This is a genomic window from Cupriavidus sp. HY129 (assembly GCF_059492215.1).
The window spans coordinates 115142-141176 of the sequence record NZ_CP083256.1 but is presented as its reverse complement, the minus strand read 5'-3'; the positions used below and the strand labels follow the sequence as shown (position 1 = coordinate 141176).

Annotated in this window: 30 protein-coding genes; 26 read left to right on the top strand and 4 right to left on the bottom strand. The window is 61.0% G+C overall.

The annotated features are described in order from the left end of the window. Window positions 1-149: 149 nt before the first annotated feature. The 4 genes from K6G35_RS29590 (at window position 150) to K6G35_RS29575 (ending at window position 2658) form a co-directional block, all read left to right on the top strand. Complete coding sequence (locus K6G35_RS29590; RefSeq protein WP_017510437.1) at window positions 150-674, top strand: hypothetical protein; 525 nt, start codon at window positions 150-152, stop codon at window positions 672-674. Between the two features lie 162 nt (window positions 675-836). Continuing rightward, window positions 837-1040 (top strand): hypothetical protein, encoded by a 204-nt coding sequence (locus tag K6G35_RS29585; protein ID WP_231138460.1) that lies wholly within the window; start codon window positions 837-839, stop codon window positions 1038-1040. A 103-nt stretch (window positions 1041-1143) separates the two neighbouring features. Beyond that, the gene (locus K6G35_RS29580) at window positions 1144-1623 is read left to right on the top strand and encodes a hypothetical protein (protein WP_011239940.1); all 480 of its coding nucleotides are present in this window, start codon (window positions 1144-1146) and stop codon (window positions 1621-1623) included. A gap of 141 nt (window positions 1624-1764) precedes the next feature. Then, the gene (locus K6G35_RS29575; RefSeq protein WP_011239941.1) at window positions 1765-2658 is read left to right on the top strand and encodes an N-6 DNA methylase; all 894 of its coding nucleotides are present in this window, start codon (window positions 1765-1767) and stop codon (window positions 2656-2658) included. Window positions 2659-2882: 224 nt separating this feature from the next. Here K6G35_RS29575 and K6G35_RS29570 read toward each other — a convergent pair whose 3' ends face one another. Beyond that, the gene (locus K6G35_RS29570) at window positions 2883-3281 is read right to left on the bottom strand and encodes a hypothetical protein (RefSeq protein WP_152560225.1); all 399 of its coding nucleotides are present in this window, start codon (window positions 3279-3281) and stop codon (window positions 2883-2885) included. 668 nt (window positions 3282-3949) lie between these two features. On the opposite strand from K6G35_RS29570, the gene K6G35_RS29565 reads away from it, so the two are divergent. The 17 genes from K6G35_RS29565 to K6G35_RS29485 all read left to right on the top strand — a co-directional run bounded on the left by K6G35_RS29565 (window position 3950) and on the right by K6G35_RS29485 (window position 17486). Further along, window positions 3950-5635 carry a PRTRC system ParB family protein gene (locus tag K6G35_RS29565; protein WP_495677168.1) on the top strand — a complete coding sequence of 562 codons (1686 nt, stop codon included), beginning with the start codon at window positions 3950-3952 and terminating at the stop codon, window positions 5633-5635. Window positions 5636-5711: 76 nt separating this feature from the next. Beyond that, the gene (locus K6G35_RS29560; protein WP_011239943.1) at window positions 5712-6179 is read left to right on the top strand and encodes a PRTRC system protein E; all 468 of its coding nucleotides are present in this window, start codon (window positions 5712-5714) and stop codon (window positions 6177-6179) included. A gap of 10 nt (window positions 6180-6189) precedes the next feature. Further along, a complete protein-coding gene (locus tag K6G35_RS29555; protein WP_011514885.1) occupies window positions 6190-6414 on the top strand; it encodes a PRTRC system protein C in 225 nt (74 codons plus the stop codon). A gap of 90 nt (window positions 6415-6504) precedes the next feature. Further along, window positions 6505-7644, top strand: a complete 1140-nt coding sequence (locus K6G35_RS29550) for a PRTRC system protein F (protein WP_011239944.1) — start codon at window positions 6505-6507, stop codon at window positions 7642-7644. A 9-nt stretch (window positions 7645-7653) separates the two neighbouring features. Next, window positions 7654-8373, top strand: coding sequence for a PRTRC system protein B (locus K6G35_RS29545; RefSeq protein ID WP_011239945.1), 720 nt, complete (start codon window positions 7654-7656; stop codon window positions 8371-8373). Between the two features lie 2 nt (window positions 8374-8375). Beyond that, on the top strand, window positions 8376-9017 hold the full coding sequence (locus K6G35_RS29540; protein WP_011514884.1) for a PRTRC system protein A: 642 nt from the start codon (window positions 8376-8378) through the stop codon (window positions 9015-9017). Then, window positions 9014-9817 carry a PRTRC system ThiF family protein gene (locus K6G35_RS29535; protein WP_011239947.1) on the top strand — a complete coding sequence of 268 codons (804 nt, stop codon included), beginning with the start codon at window positions 9014-9016 and terminating at the stop codon, window positions 9815-9817. The genes K6G35_RS29540 and K6G35_RS29535 overlap by 4 nt, the downstream gene beginning before the upstream one ends. Window positions 9818-10011: 194 nt before the next feature. Further along, window positions 10012-10716 carry a hypothetical protein gene (locus K6G35_RS29530; protein WP_029309947.1) on the top strand — a complete coding sequence of 235 codons (705 nt, stop codon included), beginning with the start codon at window positions 10012-10014 and terminating at the stop codon, window positions 10714-10716. A gap of 73 nt (window positions 10717-10789) precedes the next feature. Next, the gene (locus K6G35_RS29525; RefSeq protein ID WP_152560226.1) at window positions 10790-11047 is read left to right on the top strand and encodes a hypothetical protein; all 258 of its coding nucleotides are present in this window, start codon (window positions 10790-10792) and stop codon (window positions 11045-11047) included. Between the two features lie 150 nt (window positions 11048-11197). Further along, on the top strand, window positions 11198-11671 hold the full coding sequence (locus tag K6G35_RS29520; protein WP_011239949.1) for an outer membrane lipoprotein: 474 nt from the start codon (window positions 11198-11200) through the stop codon (window positions 11669-11671). A 222-nt stretch (window positions 11672-11893) separates the two neighbouring features. Continuing rightward, window positions 11894-12277, top strand: a complete 384-nt coding sequence (locus K6G35_RS29515; RefSeq protein WP_011239950.1) for a hypothetical protein — start codon at window positions 11894-11896, stop codon at window positions 12275-12277. 12 nt (window positions 12278-12289) lie between these two features. Next, window positions 12290-12760 (top strand): hypothetical protein, encoded by a 471-nt coding sequence (locus K6G35_RS29510; protein WP_011239951.1) that lies wholly within the window; start codon window positions 12290-12292, stop codon window positions 12758-12760. 243 nt (window positions 12761-13003) lie between these two features. Next, window positions 13004-13396, top strand: a complete 393-nt coding sequence (locus K6G35_RS29505) for a hypothetical protein (RefSeq protein WP_011239952.1) — start codon at window positions 13004-13006, stop codon at window positions 13394-13396. A 57-nt stretch (window positions 13397-13453) separates the two neighbouring features. Continuing rightward, window positions 13454-13807 carry a hypothetical protein gene (locus K6G35_RS29500; RefSeq protein ID WP_011239953.1) on the top strand — a complete coding sequence of 118 codons (354 nt, stop codon included), beginning with the start codon at window positions 13454-13456 and terminating at the stop codon, window positions 13805-13807. Between the two features lie 65 nt (window positions 13808-13872). Next, window positions 13873-15423, top strand: coding sequence for a hypothetical protein (locus tag K6G35_RS29495; protein ID WP_011239954.1), 1551 nt, complete (start codon window positions 13873-13875; stop codon window positions 15421-15423). A 449-nt stretch (window positions 15424-15872) separates the two neighbouring features. Beyond that, window positions 15873-16847, top strand: a complete 975-nt coding sequence (locus K6G35_RS29490; protein WP_011239955.1) for a DUF932 domain-containing protein — start codon at window positions 15873-15875, stop codon at window positions 16845-16847. 267 nt (window positions 16848-17114) lie between these two features. Beyond that, window positions 17115-17486, top strand: coding sequence for a hypothetical protein (locus tag K6G35_RS29485; RefSeq protein WP_231138459.1), 372 nt, complete (start codon window positions 17115-17117; stop codon window positions 17484-17486). A 100-nt stretch (window positions 17487-17586) separates the two neighbouring features. On the opposite strand, the gene K6G35_RS29480 is transcribed toward K6G35_RS29485, so the two are convergent. Genes K6G35_RS29480 through K6G35_RS29470 form a run of 3 tightly spaced genes read right to left on the bottom strand, consistent with a single transcriptional unit; the run spans window position 17587 to window position 19209 of the window. Then, on the bottom strand, window positions 17587-18006 hold the full coding sequence (locus K6G35_RS29480) for a bactofilin family protein (protein ID WP_011239956.1): 420 nt from the start codon (window positions 18004-18006) through the stop codon (window positions 17587-17589). Between the two features lie 11 nt (window positions 18007-18017). Then, window positions 18018-18656 carry a hypothetical protein gene (locus tag K6G35_RS29475; RefSeq protein WP_011239957.1) on the bottom strand — a complete coding sequence of 213 codons (639 nt, stop codon included), beginning with the start codon at window positions 18654-18656 and terminating at the stop codon, window positions 18018-18020. After that, window positions 18643-19209, bottom strand: coding sequence for a hypothetical protein (locus K6G35_RS29470; protein WP_011239958.1), 567 nt, complete (start codon window positions 19207-19209; stop codon window positions 18643-18645). Before K6G35_RS29470 ends, K6G35_RS29475 begins: the two co-directional genes overlap by 14 nt. Window positions 19210-19858: 649 nt before the next feature. On the opposite strand from K6G35_RS29470, the gene K6G35_RS29465 reads away from it, so the two are divergent. The 5 genes from K6G35_RS29465 (at window position 19859) to K6G35_RS29445 (ending at window position 25983) form a co-directional block, all read left to right on the top strand. After that, on the top strand, window positions 19859-20167 hold the full coding sequence (locus tag K6G35_RS29465; protein ID WP_035822786.1) for a DUF7696 family protein: 309 nt from the start codon (window positions 19859-19861) through the stop codon (window positions 20165-20167). Continuing rightward, entirely contained in the window at window positions 20116-21432 is a 1317-nt protein-coding gene (locus K6G35_RS29460) for a recombination directionality factor (protein WP_011239959.1), read from the top strand. Before K6G35_RS29465 ends, K6G35_RS29460 begins: the two co-directional genes overlap by 52 nt. Before the next feature lie 96 nt (window positions 21433-21528). Further along, complete coding sequence (locus tag K6G35_RS29455) at window positions 21529-22977, top strand: metallophosphoesterase family protein (protein WP_011239960.1); 1449 nt, start codon at window positions 21529-21531, stop codon at window positions 22975-22977. Window positions 22978-23155: 178 nt separating this feature from the next. After that, a complete protein-coding gene (locus K6G35_RS29450; protein WP_011514882.1) occupies window positions 23156-23671 on the top strand; it encodes a hypothetical protein in 516 nt (171 codons plus the stop codon). Further along, window positions 23659-25983, top strand: a complete 2325-nt coding sequence (locus K6G35_RS29445) for a sbcc family protein (RefSeq protein ID WP_011239961.1) — start codon at window positions 23659-23661, stop codon at window positions 25981-25983. The genes K6G35_RS29450 and K6G35_RS29445 overlap by 13 nt, the downstream gene beginning before the upstream one ends. The last annotated feature ends 52 nt before the right edge of the window (window positions 25984-26035 follow it).

Genomic DNA, 26035 nt, shown 5'->3' with positions numbered 1-26035 from the left:
AGGTAAATGGGTCTAGGACCAAGATACCGGGGCCACATCGAAGTCAAGGCCGCCGGCGGGCGAAGTTCGCCGCCAAACATTTTCAAGGCAGAAAAGCGGGCGTAGGCCGCGAAAGGGATAGAATTTCGTGCGCCTTTTACCGAAAACCCATGTCCCAAGTCACTACATCGATGGCCCGCGAGGTATCGCTCGGCAACCGCCCGAAGAACGAGCCGCAGTTCATTGCCCCAGGCGAGCCGCAATATGGCGAGATTGCGCGGTTGGACGCGTTCATCTTCAAGCGCTACCTGGACCGCGTGTTCTGGCATCCGCGGCCCGACGTTCTGCGGTTTGAGGTTCGGGCGAACCCCTCTCCCGTAGGGAGCATCTATGACGTCGTTGCAATCGTGGGGAAGGGCGAAGGCGAGGTTTGGTTCGCGGAGGATGCCGTCCCGACGCGGTGGGACTACGTCGCCATTACAGAGAGTACCGACGGGCTTGGGCGCCTGCAGCGGGAAAAAGCCAAAGCTGACGGCCGGCTTCCCGAAGACTATGTGCCTTTCGTCGGGGACGGTCCCGTGCAGGACTATTCCAATCTGGAGAACCCAGAAGAGGTCGAGCAACGTCGCTGGGCCGTGGTGAATCGCCTCCGTGAGGCAAATCGTCTCGCCCGGCACGCCGCAGGGAAGCGGTAGGCGTCGTGGTGTTGTAGGTTGTCGGAAGGCGAGGTAAGATTCGTCCGATTCTCCGCGCTACTGCGCATCGACACCTGCCGGCGTACCGGCCATCTGCTTTTCTTCCACCCATTGGGGCTTTTGTCCCCTATGGGTCATGGCTCCACTTTCTCTGGAGCCATCATGCCTGTTATCGAGACCCGTGAGACCGCCATCGCCGTTGCTGCGCTGGTCGTGATCCTGTTCGCCGCGCTGTTCTTCATCGTGACGACTGCAAGCCTCGCACTGCTGTACTTCCAACTGACCTCTCTCGCAGCGGCCGTCCTCGTGGTGGCCGCCGCCTGGGTGTTGTCGAAGTTCTCGCATCTCTCTGGCCATCTGGCCTGAGCATCGCCGCGCGCAGTCCTTTACCGGGCTCGCGCGCGGCCCCCCTCCTAACCGGGAAACGTCCCGGCCGGGGCGTTTCCCATATCCGCATAGGAAACGCACCATGTCTTACCCCAGAACTATCCGCATCGAAGTCGGCCCCGTGCCGGCGGAGGAATCGTGCGCACAGGTTGGCCACGAAGATTACAGCGAGCGCTCGCGGCGCGAGTGCGCCGTGTACATCCGCCAGCTGCAGCGGATCTTCGATAACCCCGATCCCGAGGATCTCCGATTCGTTCGTTGCGGCTTTCCGCACGAACTCGGGCGCTACCACGAAGTCGTAGCCGTCATGACGGCCGAGGGAGCGAAGCGCTTCGACGAGGCCATGCTCCCGATGCAGTGGGACCACATCGCACGCGCCGAGCTGACCTGGCTCGAGCTTCAAGGGAAATGGCGGGCGACTGTAATGGCCCGCCCGGAAGCACTCGCGCTGGTACCGGACGTGTTCCGGAGCGGCCAGATCCCGCAGTTTCCCAACCATCCCATCGCCCAATGGTGGGCCATGGGCTTCACGCCTGTCACGACGGCTTACCGTCTGCACTAATTCAGTTCTTCAACCCTGCCGGGATTCGTCCCGGAGGGTGCGTTTCCCCGGCCAAAAAAAGCCGATTGAAATGCCCCGAATACATACACAGATTGCCAGTCCCACCTCGGCCGCGTACCCATTTCTGCGTGAGCGGTTACGATGAGTCGCGCCGCCAAACGGAGGTTCGAAGGCAGTGCTAGCGAGCCGCACAAGGTCTTGCTGTCGCTCTTCAAGCAGTTCGGCCACCGATACTCGGTACACGAGGTGTTCTCCGATTTCGTGGAGATCGCAGCCCTGTCCATCAGCAATTCCGTTGATCGCCACCACGCCGAGGCTCGTGAGAAACGGTACAAAGAGATCGTCAGGCGATACGAGCGCGTGGATCGCGAGCGCTTCCCACAGATGTTTGGGGCGCTGGTCCAGACGTTCGAGGATTTGGTGCAGGGATGGGTGCCCAACGGCGACGGTCTGGCCGATGTCCTTGGTCAGACGTACATGATGCTTGAGCTCGGTAACGACAAGGCGGGGCAGTTCTTCACACCGTACCCCGTTTCGCGGCTCATGGCGCGAATGAACATAGGAGATGGTGCTCCGTTCGTCCAGCGCGATGGTTTCGTGACGCTCAGCGAGCCAGCGTGTGGCGCGGGCGGCATGGTGATTGCCTGTGCCGATGCACTGCACGATGCGGGGCACAATTACCAGCAGACGATGCACGCCACGTGCATCGATATCGATCCGCGGTGCGTGCACATGACGTATGTCCAGTTGGCGCTGCTGCACATCCCCGCGATCGTCATTCACGGCAACGCGCTGTCGGTGGAGGCCTGGTCTACCTGGTTCACGCCGGCACATGTCGTGGGAGGCTGGGGCGAGAAGCTCAGGTTTCGCCGGAGGGCCGAGGCCATGCGGGAGCTGCTCCAGAGTGCGAAGCGCGTGAATGAGACGGAGGTCGGCGACCGTGCGGCCGACGAGGCGTTTCGCGCTGACGGAACACCCATTCCCGCAGCGGCACTGCGGGTCCTTGTGCCTGACGACCAGCTCGCGCTGTTCTAACCGCAAAACACCCGCAAAATTGGCGAGCTTTCGCCTCCTGCGGGGAGCGGGTTCGACGATAAGATGATCTCTGTAGCACGACCCCGCTACAGGCTCTCTCAGATGGACCCGTTCCTACCAGCCCCTCCTTGTGAGGGGCTTTTTTTTTGAATCTTAATCTAGTCCGATACTAGTGAAGATTACAGGTTCGGTCGACAGAGGTCCTCGCGGTCTTTAAGGCGAATTCATGGGACGAGAAATAAAACGCCGCCGCCATACTGACAGTCAGCATACAACCCATCCCACACTGCGCCTTCGCCGTCGTGATTCCGAAGCTCGATGGAGAAACTAGCCCCTCCGCATCCGATAACGGTGACTTTCTGGTACTTTCCCTCGTCAGCACATTTTTTTGGGTCGCCGTAGCTGCATGTTCTTCCTATTGGAGCCATGGGTGTGAAGGCCGTCCACGGATTATTTCCCACCTTCATTCGCTGAAGACTCACGACTATGTTAGTTAGGTTCGCGAGCGCAATGATATAGTCATCTGTCGCAATTCCAACGACCGGTTCCGGCTCGCCGACATCAACAATTGGTTGAGACTTACCAAGCGCGGCTGCATTAAAGAGCGTGAAAGGTTTCGTCATTTTATAATCTCTCAGGAGCATCGGTAGATGCTAATGGTATTGCTGAAAGCCTCAATTACAGCTTGTCTATTGCATCAGAGAACGCCGATATGAATGGGGCGTCATCGACGCCCGTAGAGGAAATATTCTTTAGAGACATTACGAGTTCTCGTTTTTTATCGACAAAGACCTGTGAGTCCGCGTAATGTGCTCGGTAGAATTCGAGCATGGTGATGACTTGATGCGCCATTGTGAGAGCATTAACGTCCATAGGAGCGGCTAGTTTATGAAATCTTGTTTATGTCGGAAAAGTTTACGTCGTGGCTGGAAAATAATGAGGCCCATGGGTCGGCTTCCGTGTGTTACCGAACATAGCGTCGATGGGATAGGGCTCGCCCAGGATGGCGTAGGGCCTCGGAGTCACAGATTTGGAGGTGCGACTGCGATCCTGCGAGATCTGCTACCGGGGCCGGTATTGCTGGGGCACTTTAGCGATTGCCTGTTAAACAAAATTTAGGTATTCTTCTCGGCACCTACCGCGTCCTAGACGCATCGACCCCGCACCTTCCGGTGCCAGCTTTTGCAGTACGGTGGCCGGCCAGCATAGCCTGGTAGTCCATCCTTCCATCCCATCGGGAACCACGTTCCCGGTGCGGCAACGGGTTCCCCATTTCGCGAGAACCCAGAAAATGCAAACTCCGACCGTAGTTGTTGGCAAGATCCGTCCTGGCCGTAATCCGCGCAAGTACTTCGATCCTGCCGAAATGGCCGAGCTCACCGAGTCCGTCCGGGTCAATGGCGTGCTTCAGTCCCTCCTGATTCGCCCCGTGGAAGAAGACGAGAGCGGCCGCGAGTACGAGGTAGTTGCAGGTGAACGCCGCTACCGCGCAGCGCTTTCGGCCCACGGCGAAGACTATCCCGTTCCTGTCATCATCATGGCCATGACCGATGCCGAAGCAGATAGCTTTGCGCTCATCGAGAATATCCAGCGTGCCGACATGGCTCCTTCCGAGGAGGCAGTGCAAGCGGCCAAGATTGTGGGCTGGCTGCAGGGGGACCGCGATGAGGCGGCTCGTCAGCTCGGCTGGTCGCGATCGACGCTCGACAAGCGCCTCGCGCTGATGAACTGCAGCGAATCCGTTCTGGAGGCGCTCAATACCCGCACGATCCAGCTGGGGCATGCCGAGCTGCTGGCGACGCTCGAGAAGGGCACGCAAGATAAGCTGCTGCCCGTCATCGTGAGCGAGAAGAAAGCAGTTGCGGAATTGAAGAAGACCATCGAGGCCGCCGCGTGCAGCCTCGAGAAGGCCATCTTCGAGAAGACGCAGTGCACGACCTGCCAGCACAATTCTTCGTTGCAGACGGAGATGTTCGGCGAGGCGATCGCGACGGGCAACTGTACCAATCGCGCATGCTATACGGAGAAGACCGACCGGAAGCTCGAAGGCATTGCCTATGGGCTGAAGGACGAGTACCAGGTCATTCGGATCGTGCGCGCGGGGGACAACGAGACCCGCGTTCAACTGCTGGTCGAGGGTCCCACTGGCGTTGGTGAGGAACAAGCCAAGGCGTGCCACGGCTGCCAGAATTTTGGCGCCGCCGTCAGTGGCCTCCCGGGCTCTCTCGGCAAGGTCTATGGCGGCCAGTGCTTCGATACCGCCTGCAATTCGCAGAAGGTCGCGGCTCGCATCAAGGCCGAGCGCGACGCGAAAGCGGCCACGCAAGCGCCCGCGAGCAGCAGCTCCTCTTCCGACAAGCCTGCTACCGCCAAGGGTGCGGCGGGCAAGGCCACTGCACCTGCAGAGAAGCCCGTTACGTCGATCAGTGAATCCGAGAAGGTGAAAGCCTATCGGACCGATGTCTGGCGCAAGGCGCTGCGCAAGGAAGTCGCGCAGAATGCCGAACTCGCCAACGCGTACCTGATCTCGATTGCCTTGCACGGGCTTGCACGTACCATCACTGGCGACACGATGGGCAAGTTCTTCGAGAAGCTTACCGAGCAGAAGGCGTCTTCTACGTTCCCCGGCTGTCTGACGGCGGTACAGGCGCTGGACCCTGGCAAGCGCCAGCAGCTGACTGTTGCAACGACGGTGGCGGCGATCGACGGGATGGACGTGACGAGTCTTCGTGACCTGTGCCGTTATCACAAGCTCGATCTCAAGCTGCACTGGAACCTGCAGAAGGCGCAGGACTTCCTCGAGATGCTCACCAAGTCGGAGATGAAGGTTCTCGCCGACGAGTTGGGTATCCGCAAAGCGCTGGGCGACGGCTTTGCCAAGCTGTTCAACAAATCGAAGCCCGAAGTCATCGCCGGCCTGCTGGCGGTGGACGGTTTCGACTACACCGGGAAGGTGCCCAAGGTTTTGGGCTTCTGACCGAACTTCACTCTTCACAGTTTGGATGGGCGCTCATGGCGCCTATCTGTCTTTCCATTTCCCCAAAGGACTCACCATGTTCACTGAATTGGTACCGCTCGTTCGCGCGAGCGACAAGGTCGTGATCACGCTCACGATGCAAGGCGACACCATGTCGGCTGTCGTCATGCCCGTTATCAAGAATGCCGCAGATGCCGCGCTGACGACGCCAGTCGTGTTGTCCGCAACGGCGGCAGAGCTGGACGCCGAGTTTGCCAACGCGGTCACGAGCGTCACGGCAGCGCATCGCTCTCTGGCGGAGCAGGCCGAAGCAACGAAGTCGATTCTCGATGCAGCCAAGACCACGCAGTCGTCCAAAGCGACGAAGGCACTGGCCAAGGCGGCGTCGGGATCGGGTTCGAGCGATGGCAACGATGACGATGACAACGATGCGGGAGAGGTTGCGGTACGCGGTAGCACTACGAAGGGCGACACGCAGACCGAAGCCAAGGCCGAACCGGGCACCATGGTGCCCTCGGGCACCGATCTCTCATCCCTGCTTTAAGGAGCCCATCATGGCACTCGAAATCGTCAAGCTGATCCGACAGTTCTCGTACAACGGCATGACGTTCATGGATCCCGGTGCTGCGTTCACGCCGGACCAGGTTCGCGATGTCTACTCCGCGCAATACCCCGAGCTGACCACCGCTGCGGTGGATGGTCCGGAGGTAAAGGACGGTGTTGCTCGATTTACCTTTGTGCGCGCTGCCGGCGCCAAGGGCGCGTATGCGCAAATCTGACTTGATGAAAGCGCTGGCGTCAGGCCAGTTCTCTTCCACTACGAAGCCGCCCGAGAGGGCGGTTTTTTTACATTCTGAGGAGACTCAACAATGCTGTTCGATCCTCGGTCGTTTGTTCCAGCGCTCGATGGAGGACAACCCGGATGGTCGTTTGCGCGACAGCATCCCGCTGCCAGACATCGACCTTCCCATGGTTTTCTGACGCTCCCGGCCATCGCGGCGGAGACCCCCGGTCGTGCGTTCCTGTCGTTCGGTGACGAGCCCGATGCGCTCGAACTTGCTCGCGCGCAATTCGAGACTGGCGTGCTTCGAGCCAGTGACGTCGTCAATCCGACCAGCGCCGCGGATGCGTTCGCGCAGGCGATGTTTGCGTGGCTGGCCGCGCGAATGCCTACCTGCCGCAGGCTGAACTTCAGCTTCTCGCTTGTCGACCTCAATGCGGCGAAGGATCAGCTGATGCAGTTTGGCTGGGATGACCAAGTGGATGCATCGCTTTACCTGGCCATCGACCTGCCTGGCGATGAGGTCTATTTCATTGGCAAGGCCCGGGCAGATGCGCTGCGTGCAGTGCATCCCTACCTGCTCTACACCGCCATGTCGCTGATCAATCTGGCCAGCTCGAAATCGTTGCACCTTCGTACACCGGATGTCTTGCTCGACCTGTTCGCGCGCTGGCACTGGGAGTACGACTGCACCCTGGCCAACGACGATGATGCGCGTGAGTTTCTCAAGAATGGCTGTGGCATGGATGAAGGCGACATCGCACGGTATCTGCCATCGGCCGTCCGTCCCGAGCTCGCGCCCGACGACGTGCTTCCACCGTTCTGTCATGCGTACCCGGAGTCGCGCAAGCTAAAGACCGTTGGCAGCAGGAAGCTCTACGAGCTGGCCCGAAGCCAGCATGGTTGGCTCAAGGATGTTTGCGTGGCGCTGGCGGAGTTGAATCTCGCGGTCAAACGACAGCGCGACCGCTCGGCCGTTGCTGACTCACAGTGGGCTGAGCCGGCCCACTCCGCGGCGACCTTGGCCTATGCAGAGTCGGACTACGTCACACAGGTGCTCGACGACCTTTATGACGGGTACGCTAACAGCGGTGACGCGACACTGTTCCAGTGCTTCATTCCCATCGCCGTTGAGCCAAAGGCGATCCGGCAGCAGTTCGAGGATTTGAGCGGCATGTTCAAGATCATCGCTGCGCTTGATCGCGTTCTCACACTTATCTCTGACTAGGAGGGCCACATGGCCGAAATCCTGACCGTGTCGCGGTCGCATGACGTGGCCCTCCAAGGGGCCATTTTGCTTTATGGGGAGGGTCCCGGACAGTTCTCGTACGCGACTGCCCATCGGATGGTGTCGGATGCCTCCGGGCGCCCGGTGATTGGCGCTGGCGTACCGCTGAACCGCATGGCTCTCATCCATGCGGTTCGGCAGGTTGCCGCGAACGCGCTGCCCAAGGGCGAGTTCCTGACACCGAATGTACTGTCGATCAGTGCCACCACTGTCACGTGGTGGTGCCCTGCGGCCTCGCGCCGCGTGTTCTTCAAGTGCGAGGAGTTCGGTGAGCGTAACGCGATCGTCGCGCATCCAGCCCTAGTGTTTCAGGCGTCGCATTCGGGCTTCAGCGTCTTTGCCCTGCAGGGCGAGGATCGCCCGGGCCCGGAGACCGCCTTGTTCGAGCCGCCTTACTTCAACACTTGGGACCACGGAAGGATCTGCATTGGCTCGGCGCAGGTGCCAAAGCAGATCGACGTGGCTTCGATCTCTGGCTGGGAGGAGGGCTTCTTCAACTCGGCCTTTACCCACCCCAATCACGGCGGCAAACGAGTCGCGTACGAACGCGGTGTCTACGCCTTCTGGAAGGACATGCTCGACGGTAAGTTTCCGGACTTTCCGAAGCAGGTTCTCGTTCCCATGAAACTCACGCTCGCGCAACTAATCGCCGGCAAACTGGACAACTAATCATGCATCCAGCTGATATGGCTTTGCAGCAGTCGTTTCCCTCGGTGATGGTGCCGCGCCACGGCGCGTTGCCGGCACTGGAGCAGGTAGGTGAGCGATTGCTCATCGCTGCTAACGGTGTGTTCCTCGAGATCGTGCGGCCGTGGCTGCGCGTTGTTCGCCGGCTCGGCGAGTTCCAGCATCAAACCGCCATCCCGTATGGCGATGCGACCGAAGTAACGGAACTGCGCTGCGGCCGCGTGCCTCCGGCGCTCATCGGTGAGTTTACCGACATGGCGCGCGCTGCGTATCCGAATGAAACCGGTGCGTTCGTGGTCTGGAATGCCCGTACCCAGCAGTTCCGCCTGGTTCCGCTGCGGATCCTGGCGCAGGGTACTGGCCACCTCAAGTACGACCGTCCCCGGCTCGGTGCCGATGATGTTCTGGTGGTCGACTGCCATTCTCATGGTCGCTACCCGGCATTCTTTTCGGCAACGGACGATGCGGATGACCGGCACGACGTAAAGTTTGCCTTCGTGATCGGCAACTGCAATGCCGCCGTGCCATCGCTGGCTCTACGCCTATGTGCCAAGGGCATCTTCGAGAACGTCGAGCGCATCCCGCACGGTTGGTACGACGCGGCGCGCGCGGAGGTGTCGGCATGACCTTCGTCCATCGCATTCCAGAGGACATGCTGCTTCGGGCCTGGCGCGTATCCGTTGTGGGCGCCGGCGGTACCGGTAGCGCATTGCTGCCAAATCTTGCACGCCTGCATCATGCGATGCTCGAGCTGGGCCACCCCGGCGGCATCGACTGCACGGTCTACGATGACGATACCGTCAGCGAGACCAACGTCGGCCGTCAGGGCTTCTATCCGGTGGACGTGGGCCAGTACAAGGCGACGTTGATCGTGAACCGGCTCAACAACCTGATGGGTACGCGCTGGGAAGCGCATACCCGGCGCGTCGGGTCGGGAGATCGCTTCGTGTGCGACATGGTGATCGGCTGCGTCGATAGCCGTGCCGCGCGCAAGGCGATTGTCGGTGCCATGCAGCGCGGTGCCGGTGGTTACTACCTCGACTGCGGCAACAACGCGGATGACGGTCAGGTAATCCTCGGTCAAATCGGTGGTAAGGCAAAGGAGCGCCTGCCGCACGTCGGTGATCTGTATCCGCAGCTGCTGGATCCGAAAGGGGACAAGGCTGATACCGCGCCTTCGTGCTCGATGGCTGAGGCACTGCAGAAGCAGTCCTTGGTGATCAACATGGCGATCGCAGTGCAGGCGTATAACCTGCTCTGGACGTTGTTCCGCACCGGCACGCTGCAGAACTGCGGCGCGTTCGTGAACCTGTTGACGGGGAGAACGAGTCCGCTGCCCGTTGATCCCGTCGTGTGGGAGCGCTTCGGCTACAAGCTTGGCGCACGCAAAGCACGAGCGAAGCGCAAGCCTGCCCAGTCTGTTTAAACAGCCATTCCCGATTTCGTCGGGAGTGGCTTTTTTCTTTTGCGCGCCGTTGCAATCGCGCGTGCCTGGCTGCTACTATGCAGCCACACCTCGCGCCTTAGGCGCATCGACTCAGTGGCCGCGGCCACATATCTTTCTCATCCCGTTGGGGCACCTGCCCTGGCGGAGTGCTCCACATCTTTTGGAGCACGTTCATGAGTCAAGTTCAATCGCCCGCAGCCTTTCGCCAGATCTTCGTGGCGTCTCTAAGGCTACCCAAATCGCTGGTCGCGATCGCATTCTCCAATGGGAAGCCATGGCAACCGCTGCGCTCCCCATTGTTCACGCGGACCGAAGGTCTCCAGTTGTGCGAGTACGTACGCGGCCTGGCTTTCGACGAAAGCCGGAATGCCTTTGTGGAGACCGCGCAAGACGGTGCAACGTGGTTCGACGCCGTGCCGCAGGTCCTCGACGGAAAGCTCGTGCAGTTCTATGCCATCGGACCGGACTGGGGCTGGCAGCTCGCCAAAGTTGACCGCGTGCCGCGCGGCGACTCGCTTTACGTGAACGTGCGGCCTGCCGCGCTGGAATGGATTCAGGCGCTGGCATCCGATGCCGACGTCGGTCTTGCTGCGTTCTGCTCCTTCCTCATCGCTAGCTATGTCGAACAGCGCATGGAGCTTAAGCACGCGCTCGACCTCTCGCGCTTCGACGCGCTGCTCTGCATTGCCAGCAAGGCGCCGGTTGGCGCCAACGTTGTGCGTATCGCTGTGGTCGCGGAGACCTGGATTGGCATTGTGGATGCGCTCGCGCATCTCAGTCCCGACCTCGCGTTCAATGCGCTGGCGCAGCGGACCCGGCGCGAGCGCATTGTCGAAGCCATTCTCGACCAGCTGGCCCGCGAGATCGGCCGCATCTGATCACAGCGGCATCTTCCATATCCACCCGCTCGGGCACTTGCCCGATAGGGCGTGCTCGTTTTAGGAGCATTTCTTGTCTCGACCTGCAAACGGCGCGACCGTGGACGATCTCGCCCGGTTCCATGCGCGATATCCCAGCATCGGCTTCCACATCGCCATGTGCGACGACGGTATGGGCGATCTTCTACCGTGCCTCGTTTTCGTACACAACGATACGGAGATCATGAACCCTCTGTTTTGCGAGGGCTATGCCAGCGATGTCGACCCCGTAATCGAGTACGGCATCCTGCAACAGGACGCCGAAGAGATCGCGTCGATCAACGGTTGCTGAAAGCACGGCAACGCTGCTAAGATTGCTCCACCTACCGCGTCTCAGACGCATCGACCTTTCCGGTTGTATAGCCGGACATCTGTTTTTCTCCCACCTACGGGCCACCCTGCCCGTAGGCATGTTGGCCCTTATTTTTTTGAAGAGGCCATCATGTTCAAGCGTATCGCTTCGCTTTTCCTTGCTTCGATCATCTTCACCGGCTGCGCAGCTCAGCAGACGTCTCCGAACAGCTATCGCAGTTCGGAAGCGCTCCGCACGGGTTCCGCGGAAGTCGTCACTGTCATTCGTCTCCGTCAGGTGACGATCATCGACAGTGACGGCTACTCGTCGGCCAACAGCGGTATCCCCGGTGTTGTCGGCGCGTTGGTCGGTGGATTGCTCGGCGCGCGTGTGATTGGCGGCGGCAATGGCCGCTATGTCGCAGGTGCGATGTCCGGTACCGTTTCCGCGGTGCTGGCGCAGGGCGTTGCCTCGCAGCTCAACCGGCGTGCAGGCGTCGAGGTCGTTGTCCGCAAGGAGAATGGCAGCCAGATCGTTCTCACGCAGGATGCCGATCAGCAGTTCACGACTGGCGAGCAGCTGTACCTCGTGTCGTCGGGTAACGGCTACCGTCTTACGCGTTAAGCGGACTCCAGTCGGAGTCCCATCTCGTTCTCTCCTGCGCGGCTTGCCGCGCGGGCCAACCTATCGCAAGCCCGAGAGGGCTTGCCCAAGCCCCGAGGCTTGGGCAAGTCGCTTTCACCCGCGTCTTCGACGCATCGACCATGTCCGGCATCGCCGGACTACCAACCCAGCTGGGACAACCGTCCCGTGGGGAAGGATGTCCCGTCCTTATCCAGGATATCCATGAAAATCCCCAAATCCTTTACCCGTCGGCATCCGTCGACCAACACCGCGGCATGCCAGGAGATCCGTCGTGATGCTTGCCGCGTTCTGCGCCGCGTCGCCGGAGACATGGCGTTGCGCCCACGCGATTTCACGATCAGGGAGCATCGTCAGCGTCGCCGCGAGGTCGACGTGTTCGCGCTGCACACCGATTCGTTGCTCGTCGAGATCAAGCATCCCGCCGGCGCCGAAGGCGGTGTGCTCATGTCGTACCGGACTTGTCGGAACCGTGAAGATTTGACCGGCGGCCGTGAAAACGCTGTCGCCGTCGAATCGTTGGCCAGCGACCAGGGCTACGCGAACCTCGTCGCCACGCTTCGCGTGGTGGCCGGGCGTCGCGGTTGAAAGGAGTACGCCATGAGTCGACTGATTAAGGTCACGTTCAACTCCACTTCCGGAGAAGAAACCACGGCGTTTGCCACGCTGCATACGGATGACACTGTCGAGCTTCCCAAGCGGATGGCGGCACGTGTCACAGCTGCGGTCGATGCCGGCGAGGGCTATGCGCTCGTGGCCCATCAACGGGGCAGTTCCGTTCCGCTGGTGCACATGGTGGACGCTGTCTATCGGCTCGACACCGAGCATGCCACCGGCGACGGTTGGCTCAGTCGGCTGGCCGACGCCCTTACCAACCCAACCAAGGATCAGATGCAGGCATATGGTCGCTATTACCATACGCTGTCCGCAGCCTGCTCCGTTGGCTTCGCTGGATACGTTGCCGGCGTGCAATCGATCAATGCCACGGTCGTGATTAACGCCGCGTGCCTACTCCTCGGTGCTGCTGTACTATTTGCGCTAGGAGCAGTCTTGGCGAAAGGAGAGAAGTGATGTTTGGACCATTTGTTCTTGGTTTTGCCTTGTGTTTGGCCGCCTTCGGCATGTGGGTTCAACGCAATGCCGATCGCCAGCGCATGCTCGAAGACCTCGACCGCAACGGCTGAGGCAATTCCTTCTCAGGAGCCGATTCGTCGGCTCACCGCTTGAACGCACCTCTCGGGGTGCGTTTTTTCGTTTTCCCTCCCACACGGGCGTCGTCCCGTCGGGGCGTCTCCCCACTAAAGGAGTATCCCGATGAGCCGTACTGTCTATGGCGCAGGCCTGGCCAGCTATCCTGCTGGCGTGCTGCTTCGTGCCAGTGTCTATTCCACCAACCTACGCCCAGCCTTCTCACTGGTTTGCGCCGATGACCAAATGCCCTACGGCGTGTTGTCGGTGAACCTGCCCGATGCCAATCTGGCCGACGACGAGTTCCTCGTTACGGGCGACTGGAATCTGCCAACCGATCTCAAGGCTGCCTTGCTTGAGACCGGCAAGTTCGTGCAAACCGGCCGTTGGAACCAGGTCGGGTTTGACCAGGGTGAAGTCTGGCGCATTGTCGACGCCGAAATCCTTACGGAAGTCGCTGCGGCACGGGTCGTGGCCAGTCGCAGCAGATCCGATCGGCGCACCGCTGCGGTTGCCTGACCCCTTCCTTAACCCTTGCGGGCCCATCCCGCAAGGCGGTGGGCCTGGGAGACCCCTATGCCCATCACCATCGACGGCGCCGGCCTGGCCGGATCGCCTGGTCCATTGCGCATCGCAGTGGAACTCTATGCCGTCAACGATCGCGCTGCACTGTCGCTGGTCGAAACGAAGACCGGCGATCTCTACGAGACTTTCACGAGCAACGTCCCCAGCGAAACGCTTGCGGACAATGAGGTGATCGTCTGCCTGTGGCGCTTGCCTATGTCCACCGTGGTCGCGCTGCTCGATTCGGATTGTTTCGAACCGACTCGAACGCTTGCCGTAGGCAACGCTCGCGGGGCCGTCTGGCGCATCACTTCTGTCGACCTCCTGCAGGCAATCCACGACGCGAAAGCGGGCGTGCCTGCATAGGTCATTCTTTTCCAACCCATTCGGGGCATGTCCCCGAAGGGGCATGCTCCGTCCTGGAGCTCCCCATGTACGTGATTCATATCGGCCAACGCGCCGAGCATCGCACCACGCTCGCCGGCGTGCTGCAGTACCTGAATGAAGATAGAGACGGGAAGGCAGCGCCACGCGTCGAAGATATCGCAGTGCGCCATGTCGAACGCGGCGCAATTCCAGTGGTTCGACTGGCCGGCGGAAACTTTGCCGTTCGACCCGTTGGCACGCGGCGGGCCATCCTTTCGATGATCCTCGACGAGGTGGATCGGTTTATCGTTCGTGTCGGCGGCAAGATCCTGCGCCCACACGAGATGAGCCGCGCCGCCTGGGGCGCCGTGGTGGCCGCTGGCCGCTTGGCGTATTTCCCCGAGGAGGCTATCGACATGTCTCACGACGATGCAGGTCCGCTGTTCCAGACGGTAGATCTGTTTGAGGATCGCGGAGCGTTCGATATCGCAGGCTTCGTTTGCGGTGAATTTGTCCGCCGCTTCGGCTATGGCACGAATGGCCCGCTGTATCACCCGGCCGCGAGTCCCAACTGCCGGCATGAGGTACATGTCGCCTACGCGCTGATGCGCGGAGAGAAGGTGCGGGATTGCATCATCAATACCTACCGCGACAATCCGCACCATGCGCGGTCCGAGTTCTGGATGCAGCCCTTGATCGAAGTGCCGGCCCTGCGAGGAGCCCTGTCGTCCAGCGTGCTGCAAGCGCTCTGCCAGGTCATGCGCGGGGAGAAGCTGGAGATCACGCCGCACAACGCTCCCAGACTGCTCGCAGCAGTGCGTAACGTGCCGAGTGACGGTGGCTACGTGGCTGTCGATGACGCTCTTTTCGCGGCCGGAATTGTTCCTCCGCGGACGATGCCCACGCCCAAGCCCCTCGAAGGTGAGAATGCACGGCCGGCCACCAAACTGGCGGCGCGAATCCACGGTCTGATAAGCGAGCGGCAGTACCAGGAAGCCATGAAAAAGGCGGCTGAGGAGCGCGAAGGGCAGAAAATCAGCCAGCGCGAGTTTGATCGTCAGACCAAGGCGGCCGCAATCTACCGGGCCGGTTATGGATACGATTGGGCCAACCGGGTGGCGCTCGCGGTCATGGAGCGCAATGTTGCGGCAGTACTCCACATCTTCGACGGCCCCAAGGACTGGAATACCGACTCTAAGCGCGCTCTGCGTGACGAACTCGGTGTCGATGTCTTGCAATGCAGCGCGGCAGAGCGCCGTCGTCGGCTTTTCGAGCTATGTGGGTTCTCAGTAGACGAGCAAGCGCAATGGGAAGCACATGAAGCCATCGACAAAGCGCGCAAGCGCGCTGAACGTTCGATGGCCGATGCAATATCGTTGGCGGAAAGCACGACCTACAGGCTCGAGACCGGTCAGCAAATGAACGGACGCGAGTACGTCGATTTCTGCATCGAGGCCGGCTTTACCCAGCTCGTCGACGAGCGTCGGGGCAATGTCACGCGCTACCGTATCTATGATCCGGTGAAGCGCATGTCGCGGCCGTTGCGTGCAAAGGACGGCACGCTCAACTATGCGCGGGCACGCATTGCGCAAATCGCCCCCGAGGTGACCGCTTGATTGTTTGCCCCCAGCCGAATCCGGCTGGGGGATATTCTCGATTTGGCTATCAAAAATCCGTAGCTTTCGCAGGCTCGGCTCAAGATTCTTGCGATAGGCTTTCCCGTACCACCAGAGCTTTGTTTGCAGTGAATACGTTCAGTCCAAACAAAGTTTTACCCGCGTCTCCGACGCATCGACCCTACGCCGGCACCGCCGGCCATCTCTTGAAACCGCCCACAGGGAGCATTCCCTGTCGGGACGGCTCCGTGGGCATCTTCCCGATCCCCATGCAATCCACCTTGCTGTAGCCACACGGCGCGTTGTCATTTGTCGCCGTAGGCGGTTCATGGCGAGCGTCGCATCCCCGACCGCGCACAAGCACGGTCTCCATTTCTTTCTCCCTTCATTTCCACCTTCGAGCGTCAGCACAGCCTGTCGCTCGCATTCCCATTTTTAGGAGCAATTTTATGTCCCATCTGGTTCAAACCATGGCGTACGCCGGCGCAACCCCCTGGCACGGTCTGGGCAACCGCCTGGCGGAGCATCAGCCCCTCGAAGTCTGGGCCGAAGCCGCCGGCATGAACTGGCGCATTGAGGAGACCAACGTTATGTACCGCGTTGGTTCCCATGACCTGGATCCCATCCAGTCGTTTCCCGAGCAGAAGGTCCTGTACCGCTCGGACAACGGCAAGCCGCTGTCGACGGTATCTCAGCGGTACCAGGTTGTTCAGCCTGCAGAGATCCTGGAGTTCTATCGAGACCTCGTGCAGGTGGGCGGCTATCAGCTCGAGACTGCAGGCGTGTTGAAAGAGGGTCGCAAGCTCTGGGCGCTCGCCCGTACGGGACAGTCAGCGCTCCTCAAGGGTGGTGACGAGGTCCGTGGCTACCTGCTGCTGGCCACGGCCTGCGATGGCACGCTGGCGACCACGGCGCAGTTCACCTCGGTCCGCGTGGTTTGCAACAACACGCTGCAGATCGCGTTGGGTCGCAATCGTGGCGCCGTCAAGGTGCCGCATCGTAGCCAGTTCGATCCGCGTGCGGTGAAAGAAGAGCTCGGCATTGCCATTTCGTCGTGGGATGGTTTCATGGCCAACATGCACAGCCTCGCAGACCGTAAGGTCAGCAAGGCCGAGTCCGAGCGGTTCTTCCAGCGCCTCTTTACCTATTCCTCGGCGAGGGATGGTGCCGATGCGCCTGCAAGAATGAACGAGCGTGGCCTGAAAGCCGTGCTGAGTCTTTTCGACGGGGCCGGCCGCGGCGCTGCGCTGGAGTCTGCATCGGGCACTGCTTGGGGCTTGGTGAACAGCGTCACCGAGTACGTCGACCACCAGCAGCGAGCCCGCTCGCCGGGTAATCGGCTGGACTCTGCATGGTTCGGCGCGGGCGCATTTCTCAAGCAGCGCGCCTGGGACGCAGCCCTCGAACTCGCGGAGATTGCATAAGCAACTTCGAGCGTCTCTTCTATCCGCCCTCAAGCGAGCCGCTCCGTTGCCGTTGTTTGGTAATGGAGTGGTCGTTTCAGGTCTTAAAGCCCCGGCACAGCCCGGGGCTTTTTTCTTTTGCTCGTTGCCATGTTCCACATTGATTTCTATTCACGTTATCCGCGATGGCTGTTTCGCGGAGGCGATGCCGCAATCGCCGGGCTACGGGGCGAGTACGTTTGCCGTAGCACGGCAGGGAACAGGGTGCAGCGAGTACAGGACCGACTCATGCACCAAACCATTGAACTATCCAGCCTGCAGAAGGAGCGGTTCACCGGGCAATATACCTCTTGGCTCGTCCAGACCCGCGATCGCCTGACTACCCTCAGTTACGATACGTGGATGGACTTGCGATACCAACAGAATCGGGGCGCGTCAGCTAGTTTCAGTCAAGGCGCCGTTGTCTTCGATCTGATACATGGGGTGCTTTACGAAGTCAGAGGCAAGGATCGGCTCCGACGGATTTTCCGCATACAGTTGGATGGCGATTTTCCCTACCTGTCCTTCAGGGATCCCGCCAATGCCATCGATTTCCCCTGGATCACGTTCCCAGGTGTGTTCACGCAAGCGGAGCTGATGACGCTGCGGCGTGTCTATTAAACAAGAAGGCCCGGCAACTGACGTTGCCGGGCCTTTTGTCTTTGAAAGAGTGGTCTCAGACGGTCGCTTTCGCGTTTTTTGAAAGGAACATGTTCCTTCCTTACGCCGCAGTACCGGGGACCTCCGGGTCATCGATGTGGATAGCGGGCGCATCCTCCTTTTGGGGGGACGCCACGTAGCCCACAGCGGGCACCCGAGTGATGGAGCTGCCTTCAAGCGTCACGTTTTCGCCCAGCCGGATGGTCCCGGCGTAGAAGATGCGGCCGATCACGCGGCCGTTGATCTTGAGGGAGACCCGACTCTTGACGTCACCTTCTACGGTGCCGTCGATGATGATGTGTTCGCCTTCCACGTCGCCATGGACGACCCCGCCACGACCGATATGCAACAGGCCGTGGCTGGCCCTGACGTTGCCGGTAACGAGGGCGAGGCAGGTGAAGCCGTCCTCCGAAACGAGATCGCCGTGAATGCTCATGCCGGCGCGCAGGACGCTGAAAGTTGGAGTACTTGGCATCGTCATGGGACGCTCTCTTAGAACAGTTTGATTTCGCGGTTGGGGGCGGCTTGCGGCGATACGGCTGGACGGGCGATCTGCGCAGGCACGACGGGCGCTGCGGCTTTCGCCGGCGCGGAGGCCGCCGCTGCAGGCGCTGCAGGCGCGGGGGCTGGCTTCGGGGCGGGCGCAATCGGTTTGACAGGTTCCTGCGAAGGCAGGGTGATTCTCGGGGTGTCAGCTGCTGCCGCCAGTGGCGCCGCGCCAGATGCCGGCGTTGGGCTTGTGACATTGTTCGCATCGCCGCGCACGGGCCATTCGTGCGAATGCGGTTCGGGCTCTGCCTGGGAAGCCGCAGACGGCCCTGCTTCCGACGCGGTGACGGCTGCGGCGGGCCCGTCCGAGCTATGGGTACGGGCGTCGCGCTTGCCCATGGAACTGCCAATGAGGAACATTGCGGCGGCGCCCACGACGAAGACGGCTGCCCACAACGCACGCGGAGGCACGGACAAGTTTCCACCGGCGGGAGCCGATGCTTCCTTACCAAAGCCGCCACTATTATCGTTGCCAAGCCACAACGGCGGCGTCGACGAGCGTGCCGGTGAGGGCGAGATGTCGATGGTCAGGGCGGGTTGGGCGTACTGAGCATGCAGCTGCTCGATCTCACGCATGTCCATGGTTCTGGCTCCGGGAAGAGTTGAGGAGGGTGCCGTCCGGAGCGAACTTGTCGGTGTCCGGGATGCAGAGTTGCTGGATGGCCTTGATTCGCTTGGCGGCCACTGCCGTCGTGTTCTCGCGCGCGTCAGCCGGGATGGATTCGCAGTTCAGGCCGTAGAGGGTTTCCGCGAAGAGCCTGTCGTATTGCATCAGCAGCCGGAGAAGGCGACCGGCAAACGAATGCGACACCTGCACTTCCCGCGACTCGTAAAACAGCGGGATCTCGACCTGATCCTTGTTTCCGATCCACTCCAAGGCTTTGGCGTACCACGCTTCCGCGTCTCGGAATGCCTCGTCAAGTGCCTTGACCTTACCGCCGCGCGCGACGACAAATTTGGACGAGCAAAAGTAAAAATGCGCGTCCAGGAAGTCCCGAGCGAACTTTGAGCAGTACTCGTGGTTGGTTGCGGATGCCGTTGCCGGTGTCAGTCGGCTGAGGCGTTCCTCACTGTTCAGGCGCTCGATGGGCCTGAGCCCGGTAGCGGGCTTCTTGGGTGGATCCTGTTCGGCCATTTGTCCATGTTTTCGGATGCTCTCTCACTCGGAATTGTCGGACAAGAACGGACACCACATGACTTCGAAAGCTACGCGAAATAGCCGAGCATTCGTCAGTTTTGAAAGAAAGTCCTGTGCCACAATGCTTTCACACCTAGCGTCATCGACGCATCGACTCTGACTCCTGGCGAGTCCATCTCTTTGTTCAAGTCGTGCATTTGCGCACGCGCCGACTGGTTGGCTACCAGTGTGGATATCTCTTGTGCTAAGTGTTTTCGCCGAACACTTCCCCTCATCAGCTCGTAATACGCGTTCTCGCTGTGCCTCTTCATGAGCGCACGCTGGACACCGTTCGAGCCTGGGACCATGTGGAGCTCTCTCAAAGGCCCCTCCTAGGCAGAACGGCAGACGTCGAGCCGATCCGTGAACCTGCGGCCGAACCTGTGGGTTCGCGAAAAGGGTTGTTGTGCAGCGTGACCATGCTGCACGAGGGCGACTTTACGTCCTCAACATTGAGCCGCGCGCACTAGTGCGCCGCTCCCCGAGTGCCACGCCCCCGGAAGGGGCGTGGCAGTTCGGGTTCCTGACATCAAAGCTCGCTGCCGGCGCAAACCGGGGCGGGCTTTTTTTGTTTCTGGTGAGAGACCTCGATCTTCAGGAGAAGCTCATGCACCAGAACGCCGAGATTTCCGCCGCGATCGCGGCAACGCTGAATTTGCGCCGTCCCGAGTACAGGGACATGCCGCAGGCTTGGCGATCCCTTTGTGAGGCGGCATATGTCGCCAGTCTTCCGGAAGTCGCACAGAACGACTTTCTTAATCGCGTAACGACCCAGCGCGGGGCCGACACAGCCCTGCGCCTTCGGGAGCATGCTGCGTCCATCCGGGCCAACGTCGTTCGTTTCCTCGACAGGAGAAAGAACGCATGCATGCACCCATCACCTACAGCGAGCCCGGCGGACGCCGAAGCCTGCTAGAAGAGCGGCCCATGCGGCCGCCCATCATTGGCAAGATCCGACCCGGCATCAAGGTCCTCACCAAAGCTGCGCGCGACAAGCTCGAAGCCGTGAAGATCCACGATGCTGGTCTCGCGCGGGGCGACAGCTTCGAGCGCATCGAAGGCGATATCACGCGGGCGACAGGCATCAAGACGCCGCTCGTGCCGAAAAACGTTCCCTGGTTCACCTGCCGTGCATCTGACTTCGCCAACCCGGCGTTGGCCGAAGACATCGTCCAACGCTACGGCGAAGATCGCAACGACGGCAACGGACATCGCCTCTGGCGTTTTCCCGTGGTCTTCGCGTTCGACGACTGGCTGAGCAACATGCCCAACCAGCTCGTTGCATGGACGAAGAGCGGCAGGCAGTACTTCTCGGAATATGGCCGTGACGGCAGGCGCTACTGCAAGATGTACGCACCTCCGGTGCGCGATGAGCGCGCCAATCGTGCCAAGCGCACCTGGGGCGGTCGCACCGTCATCCTGAGGCAGGACAATGATATTCAGGATGGATTGTGCGATCCGCAGGAATGTCCCCAGTACCAAGGCGGCCATTGCAACCTGTCTGCGAGCTTCTTCTTCGCGATTCCGCATATCTCCGGACTCGGGCTCATCGAAATGCCCACCACCTCGATTTACGTCCTGCAAAAAGCCCACGCGGCTATGCAGACCGTGGCAATGGCGCGAGGGCGGCTCGTAGGCGCCAAGTTCTGGATGTCCAAGCAAGAGCTTGAGATCAGCCGCATCGATGACACCGGCAAGCCGGTGCGGCAGATGCAGTGGCTGATCACGCTCGACGCCGAAATCGATATCGCGGCATTGCTTGATGGCTCGGATCGGCGCCCGCCGGCATTGGAGATGGCAGAACAGGCCGTTTCCATGCTGGAAGGGGATAGGGAGGTTCGGCCCGACCACGGGTCGGTCGATGACGGCACCATCGAGGCGCCGCAGACCGGTACGTCGGAAAGCGGCGTAGTTCAGTCCGCGGGTTCGGTGCCCCCATCCGATACGGCGGGTACTGAGGACCTGGAGAGCGAGTATCTCGATCTCGTGAAGCGCCTTGGGCTCAATAGCGAGGACGGCGCCCGCCAGTTGAAAGCTTATGCAGCGGCGACCTTCGGGCGCGGCTGGTCCAAGCGGGAACAGGATGTGCGGGGGTTCTTGGCTCAACTTCGCACTGCGCTGACCAAGCCCGCTGCCTTCCGTGAACACGTAGCGGCTATCGCCGCTGACGTCGCTACATAACTATCGCCAGCCTTGTGCCGGCAGTTGAGGGGAGCCCATGGGCTTCCCTTTCTTCTTTCTTGCCGCATGCCGGCACATTCCCTTGGAGGTTCCACAATGCTCGAAGATGGCGAAAGCCTGTTGGCTGCGCATTTCTCTGATTTGCACTACTCCCCTGGTCATTTGGCCGAGGCAGATCGTTGCTTTGGCTTTGCGGTGGAGGACGCGATCGCAAATCGTTGCCGGGTTGCCGTGGTGTCGGGCGACTCGACCGACCACCGGTTGGATGCCCACACGCCGGCGCTCTCCGCGCTGGCGCGACGCATTCACCAGCTATCCGTGCACATGCCTGTGGTGATGCTTCAAGGCACCTTCAGCCACGAGCCCCCAGGCACGCTGGATCTGTTCCGACTGATCGGCGCAAGCTTCCCGGTATACGTTGCAGACCGGATTCACCAGGTCGCGCTCGTTGGCCGGACATTCATTCCGAGCGATGGCGCGATCTTCAGCCATGCGGAAATGGACAAGCTGCTGACCCAGCAAGGGCTACCAGACGTCGTCTTCACCTGCGTACCCACGGTCAACAAGGCGGTGCTGGCGGCCGCGGCCGGCGTGGCAAACGCCGCGACGGCGGTTGGCGACCACCTGGCTGACTATCTGGCTGCCGCGGGCACTGTGAATCGTCAATGGCGCTCACACGGCGTCCGTACGATCGGCGTTTCCCACGGCACCGTCAACGGTTGCCAGACGGAGCACGGCGTGCCGATGGCCGGACTCGACCACGAGTTCACTATCGGGGCACTGTTCGAGGCTCACTGCGACGCGTTCATGCTCGGCCACATTCACCGTGCCCAGCAGTGGGAACGTGAGGGCAGGGTGGTGGCCTATCCCGGGTCTATCGGACGGTTCCACTACGGCGAAATCGGCGCGAAAGGCTATCTTCAGTGGCAGGTATCTCCGGGGGAGGCAGTGGCTATCCCGGTGAAGACACCCGCGAGCGAGACCGTCTGCATCGACTTCGACGGGCCGCCTGACATGGCAAAACTTGCCGAGATGGCCGCGGACGCAGCGCACAAGTTCGTGCGGGTGCGGTGGACGGTCAATGAGGAGCATCGCCAACTGGTCGATCGCGAAGCCATCGAGGCGCTTTTTGTCGGCAGTGCCGAGGTCAAGCTGGAAGCACGTGTCCTGCCGGCTGTTCGCAGCCGCGCTGAAGGCATCAGCCGGGCGGCCACTTTGTCCGCAAAGCTGGGACGTTGGTGCGAACTGACCGGTGTCGATGCAAATCCGTTGCTGGACAGTCTGTCGATGCTCCAAAACCTCGAGGCCCAGGCGATAGCCGATCAGGTGCTGGCTGGCCTTGATGAAATGTCCATGCCCGTTACGCAGAAGGTCGGCGCCGTAGAAGCTGTTGCGCCACCGTTCGTTGCGAAGCTGACGGACATGGAGCTCGAGGAACCGAGCGCCGCACCCGAGGCATTCCCGGTCGCGGCGGCGGAGCCAGTAGCGCCCATTGCCACTGCGTCAGCACCGATGAACTGGCTGACGGACGATCTTTTTGCGTAGCAATACGCCAATCCCTAGAACATGCGAAAGCCATGTTCCGACAGCCCGCGAGGCTGTCGAAATCTGGTTTTACCGGCGCCACCGGCGCATCGACCCAGCAGTATCCATTTCCTTCTTTACTTACCCAGACGGGTGCTTCCCGTCCGGGGCGCACTCCGTCATATCCCTGGAGTGCAAGATGATTCTTTACCACGCAGGCCCCGAGTGGCTTTTTGTCGAGGAAACCTTTATCAACCGCTCGGACATGGCCAAGCGCCTCTGCGAGCAGCACGGCTTTACGCCGTGCACGATGTATGAGCCGTTCGGCCCCGGCCGCGGCGCCGTGATCGCCAAGCGCGACCACATGCTAGTGATGGCCTTGGGTGAGGCGGGTGGCAACACCTTCTTCGCCGTAGCCCCGTCCAAGGAACTGCAGGACTTGATCTGGTCGTTCTCCAACGGCCTGGCATCACAGTGGAGCGAGCAGGAACTGCGCGCCCTCACTGGCGAGCAGGATTGGGACGCCGTGATGAAGCTTGCTGGCAAGCAGTTTTCCGCTGCGCGACGCTCAGTCGAGCGCGCCATCGAGGGCAAGCCGGAACAGGATCGCCCTGTGCTGGCCGAGATGCCCGACTATTCGGACGACGCGATGGAAGTGCCGCCCGACTATCTCCATTCTTTCACCGGCCTGGAGGTGTCCGAATGCGCCCACTGAAGCTGACGCTTTCCGGATTCCACGGGATCCGAGACGGCATGCATCGGGATAGCGTCACGGTGGATCTGTCGACGCTGCCGGTCGGCCTGATTGCCCTTGTCGGCCCCAACGGGGCTGGGAAGACAACGATCATGGACAACCTGCATCCGTTTCCCGTCATGCCAAGCCACGCCAGCAAGATGTCGGCCGACGCGTTCTCGTACTGGGACCATCTCTGCGCCCCGCGCGCGGAAAAGGACCTCGAATGGGAGCACGGCGGCAAGACCTACCGCTCCGCGTTCGCGTTTCGCAATCCGGGCAAGAGCCGCAAGGCCGAGTACTACCTGTTTGAGAAAGACGCCGCGGGTGAGTGGAAGCCTGTGCAGTTGGCAGACGGCACGCTTTCGGACGGCAAGGCGGATACCTACAACCGGTGTCTCGAAGCCGTCCTCGGGTCTCCAGAGGCGTTCTTCACGAGCGTGTTTTCTGCCCAAAACAGGCGGCCCCTCGCGAGCTATCAGCCCGGCGAGATCAAGAAGCTGCTCGCCGAGTTGCTGGGGATCGATCACTTGCGTGACCTGTCTGCGAAGGCGGGCGAGGTGGCCAAGCTGCTGACCCGCTCGCTCGACACCCTGCAGCGCGACGTGCTGACCCTAACGGGCAAGCGTGATCGTGCCGCGGTGGTGGCTCGGGAGATCTGGCAGATAGGCGAAAGCCTGGATGCGGAGCGCAATGCTCGTGACGGTGAGAGTGCAAATGCAGCCAAGCTGCTGCAGGAGCGCGCGACGCTGGCGGCGAAGCAAGCCGCCAATGCCGGTACCGAAGCGCGGTTGCGGGAACTGAACCAGCGCAAGGGCGAATTGGACCAGCGTGCGGCATCGCTGGCCAGCGACGAGCAGGCCGCTTCGGGACGTGTCCTGACACGCCGGAGCGATCTGGATCGGCAGGTGGCAGGCCATCGCGCGGTACTGGCGGAGGCCGCTGACATTGAGGCGGCGTCTGGCCAGCGTGACGTTCTGCAGATGGCTATTGGCCGAAGGCAGGAGGAAATTGTCAGCCAGCGCGCTATCGTGGAGAAGCTCGATGCAGTCCAGGTCGAGCATGCAGCGCTCAGTACCGAGTTGAAGGGCCTGGAACAGCAAGGCATTGCCGGCGCGAAGTTGGCCGATTCCTTGAAACTGCAAGCCGAGGTCATTGAAACGGTGCCATGCCGTGAGGATCCCATGCACGCGAACTGTCCGTTGCTGGCACAGGCTCGTACAGCAAAAGCGAGGCTTGGAGAGCAGGTGGTGTCGGTCAAAGCACTGCGTGAAAGCTATCGAAAGAAGCAGGAACAGGTGCAATCGATGCAAGGCCCGCTATCCGAGCGAGCCACGGCACGTGCTGCCTTGTCGGCATTGGAGGCCCACCTGGTTCGCGATCAGCAACTGCTGCAGCGACTCACAGCGATGGCCGCCAAGAAGCCACTGCTGGATGCCGCGCGCGAAGGACTGGCACACGCCGAACGGGACCTGACAGCGCTGGCCGAGGAGGATGCTTCACGCGTAGCGCGCCAGAAGCGCGATATCGCGGACGTGCAATTCCAAGTCGCTGCGGTCTGTCGGGAACTGGCGACGCTGGCCACGGAAGACGTGACCGGCATGCTTGCCAAGATGGACCGCCAGATCGCAGCCAGCCGGGAGGCTGTCGCTGCGATCGCCGGCCGGATCGAAGCATTGATTCGGCAGGAGAGCATGTTGGTGGCCGAGCGTGAGCGTCTTGAGGTCGAGCTTGCTGGTATGCCGGCAATCGAGGCCAAGGTCCAGGCGCTGTCCGACCAGATTGCGCAATGGAAGCTGCTCGCGAAAGGCCTTGGCAACGATGGTGTGATCGCGTTGTCCATTGATGACGCGGGACCCGCCATCACGCAGATCGTCAATGACTTGCTTTTGGCTTGCTATGGACCGCGATTCACCATCGCGATCCAGACGCAGACAGCGCTGGCCAGCGGTGAGCTGCGTGAGGGCTTTTCCCTCAACGTGATTGACGCTGACAACGACACCACAAAGGAGTTTGGTGTGATGTCAGGGGGACAGAAAGTCTGGATCAACGAGTGCCTGACGCGCGGAATCGCCCTCTATCGGGCGCAGGACGCGCAGCAGCCTTTCCAAACACTGTTCACTGACGAGGCGGATGGTCCGTTGGATCCGGAGCGTAAGCGCGCCTTCATGAAGATGAAGCGGGAGGTGCTGCGGATCGGTGGCTATCAGCGGGAGTTCTATATTTCGCAGACTCCTGACCTGGTCGACGACGCCGACGGCGTCATCGATGTCGTTGCGCTGGCGCTCCAGTAGATCGGCGCCATTCATTAACCGTATGCCCGCTTCCCGAAAGGGAGCGGGCTTT

Coding starts and splice junctions, on each gene's coding strand:
- K6G35_RS29590 (WP_017510437.1), top strand. CDS start 150: ATGTCCCAAGTCACTACATCGATGGCCCGCGAGGTATCGCTCGGCAAC.
- K6G35_RS29585 (WP_231138460.1), top strand. CDS start 837: ATGCCTGTTATCGAGACCCGTGAGACCGCCATCGCCGTTGCTGCGCTG.
- K6G35_RS29580 (WP_011239940.1), top strand. CDS start 1,144: ATGTCTTACCCCAGAACTATCCGCATCGAAGTCGGCCCCGTGCCGGCG.
- K6G35_RS29575 (WP_011239941.1), top strand. CDS start 1,765: ATGAGTCGCGCCGCCAAACGGAGGTTCGAAGGCAGTGCTAGCGAGCCG.
- K6G35_RS29570 (WP_152560225.1), bottom strand. CDS start 3,281: ATGACGAAACCTTTCACGCTCTTTAATGCAGCCGCGCTTGGTAAGTCT.
- K6G35_RS29565 (WP_495677168.1), top strand. CDS start 3,950: ATGCAAACTCCGACCGTAGTTGTTGGCAAGATCCGTCCTGGCCGTAAT.
- K6G35_RS29560 (WP_011239943.1), top strand. CDS start 5,712: ATGTTCACTGAATTGGTACCGCTCGTTCGCGCGAGCGACAAGGTCGTG.
- K6G35_RS29555 (WP_011514885.1), top strand. CDS start 6,190: ATGGCACTCGAAATCGTCAAGCTGATCCGACAGTTCTCGTACAACGGC.
- K6G35_RS29550 (WP_011239944.1), top strand. CDS start 6,505: ATGCTGTTCGATCCTCGGTCGTTTGTTCCAGCGCTCGATGGAGGACAA.
- K6G35_RS29545 (WP_011239945.1), top strand. CDS start 7,654: ATGGCCGAAATCCTGACCGTGTCGCGGTCGCATGACGTGGCCCTCCAA.
- K6G35_RS29540 (WP_011514884.1), top strand. CDS start 8,376: ATGCATCCAGCTGATATGGCTTTGCAGCAGTCGTTTCCCTCGGTGATG.
- K6G35_RS29535 (WP_011239947.1), top strand. CDS start 9,014: ATGACCTTCGTCCATCGCATTCCAGAGGACATGCTGCTTCGGGCCTGG.
- K6G35_RS29530 (WP_029309947.1), top strand. CDS start 10,012: ATGAGTCAAGTTCAATCGCCCGCAGCCTTTCGCCAGATCTTCGTGGCG.
- K6G35_RS29520 (WP_011239949.1), top strand. CDS start 11,198: ATGTTCAAGCGTATCGCTTCGCTTTTCCTTGCTTCGATCATCTTCACC.
- K6G35_RS29515 (WP_011239950.1), top strand. CDS start 11,894: ATGAAAATCCCCAAATCCTTTACCCGTCGGCATCCGTCGACCAACACC.
- K6G35_RS29510 (WP_011239951.1), top strand. CDS start 12,290: ATGAGTCGACTGATTAAGGTCACGTTCAACTCCACTTCCGGAGAAGAA.
- K6G35_RS29505 (WP_011239952.1), top strand. CDS start 13,004: ATGAGCCGTACTGTCTATGGCGCAGGCCTGGCCAGCTATCCTGCTGGC.
- K6G35_RS29500 (WP_011239953.1), top strand. CDS start 13,454: ATGCCCATCACCATCGACGGCGCCGGCCTGGCCGGATCGCCTGGTCCA.
- K6G35_RS29495 (WP_011239954.1), top strand. CDS start 13,873: ATGTACGTGATTCATATCGGCCAACGCGCCGAGCATCGCACCACGCTC.
- K6G35_RS29490 (WP_011239955.1), top strand. CDS start 15,873: ATGTCCCATCTGGTTCAAACCATGGCGTACGCCGGCGCAACCCCCTGG.
- K6G35_RS29485 (WP_231138459.1), top strand. CDS start 17,115: ATGCACCAAACCATTGAACTATCCAGCCTGCAGAAGGAGCGGTTCACC.
- K6G35_RS29480 (WP_011239956.1), bottom strand. CDS start 18,006: ATGACGATGCCAAGTACTCCAACTTTCAGCGTCCTGCGCGCCGGCATG.
- K6G35_RS29475 (WP_011239957.1), bottom strand. CDS start 18,656: ATGGACATGCGTGAGATCGAGCAGCTGCATGCTCAGTACGCCCAACCC.
- K6G35_RS29470 (WP_011239958.1), bottom strand. CDS start 19,209: ATGGCCGAACAGGATCCACCCAAGAAGCCCGCTACCGGGCTCAGGCCC.
- K6G35_RS29465 (WP_035822786.1), top strand. CDS start 19,859: ATGCACCAGAACGCCGAGATTTCCGCCGCGATCGCGGCAACGCTGAAT.
- K6G35_RS29460 (WP_011239959.1), top strand. CDS start 20,116: ATGCATGCACCCATCACCTACAGCGAGCCCGGCGGACGCCGAAGCCTG.
- K6G35_RS29455 (WP_011239960.1), top strand. CDS start 21,529: ATGCTCGAAGATGGCGAAAGCCTGTTGGCTGCGCATTTCTCTGATTTG.
- K6G35_RS29450 (WP_011514882.1), top strand. CDS start 23,156: ATGATTCTTTACCACGCAGGCCCCGAGTGGCTTTTTGTCGAGGAAACC.
- K6G35_RS29445 (WP_011239961.1), top strand. CDS start 23,659: ATGCGCCCACTGAAGCTGACGCTTTCCGGATTCCACGGGATCCGAGAC.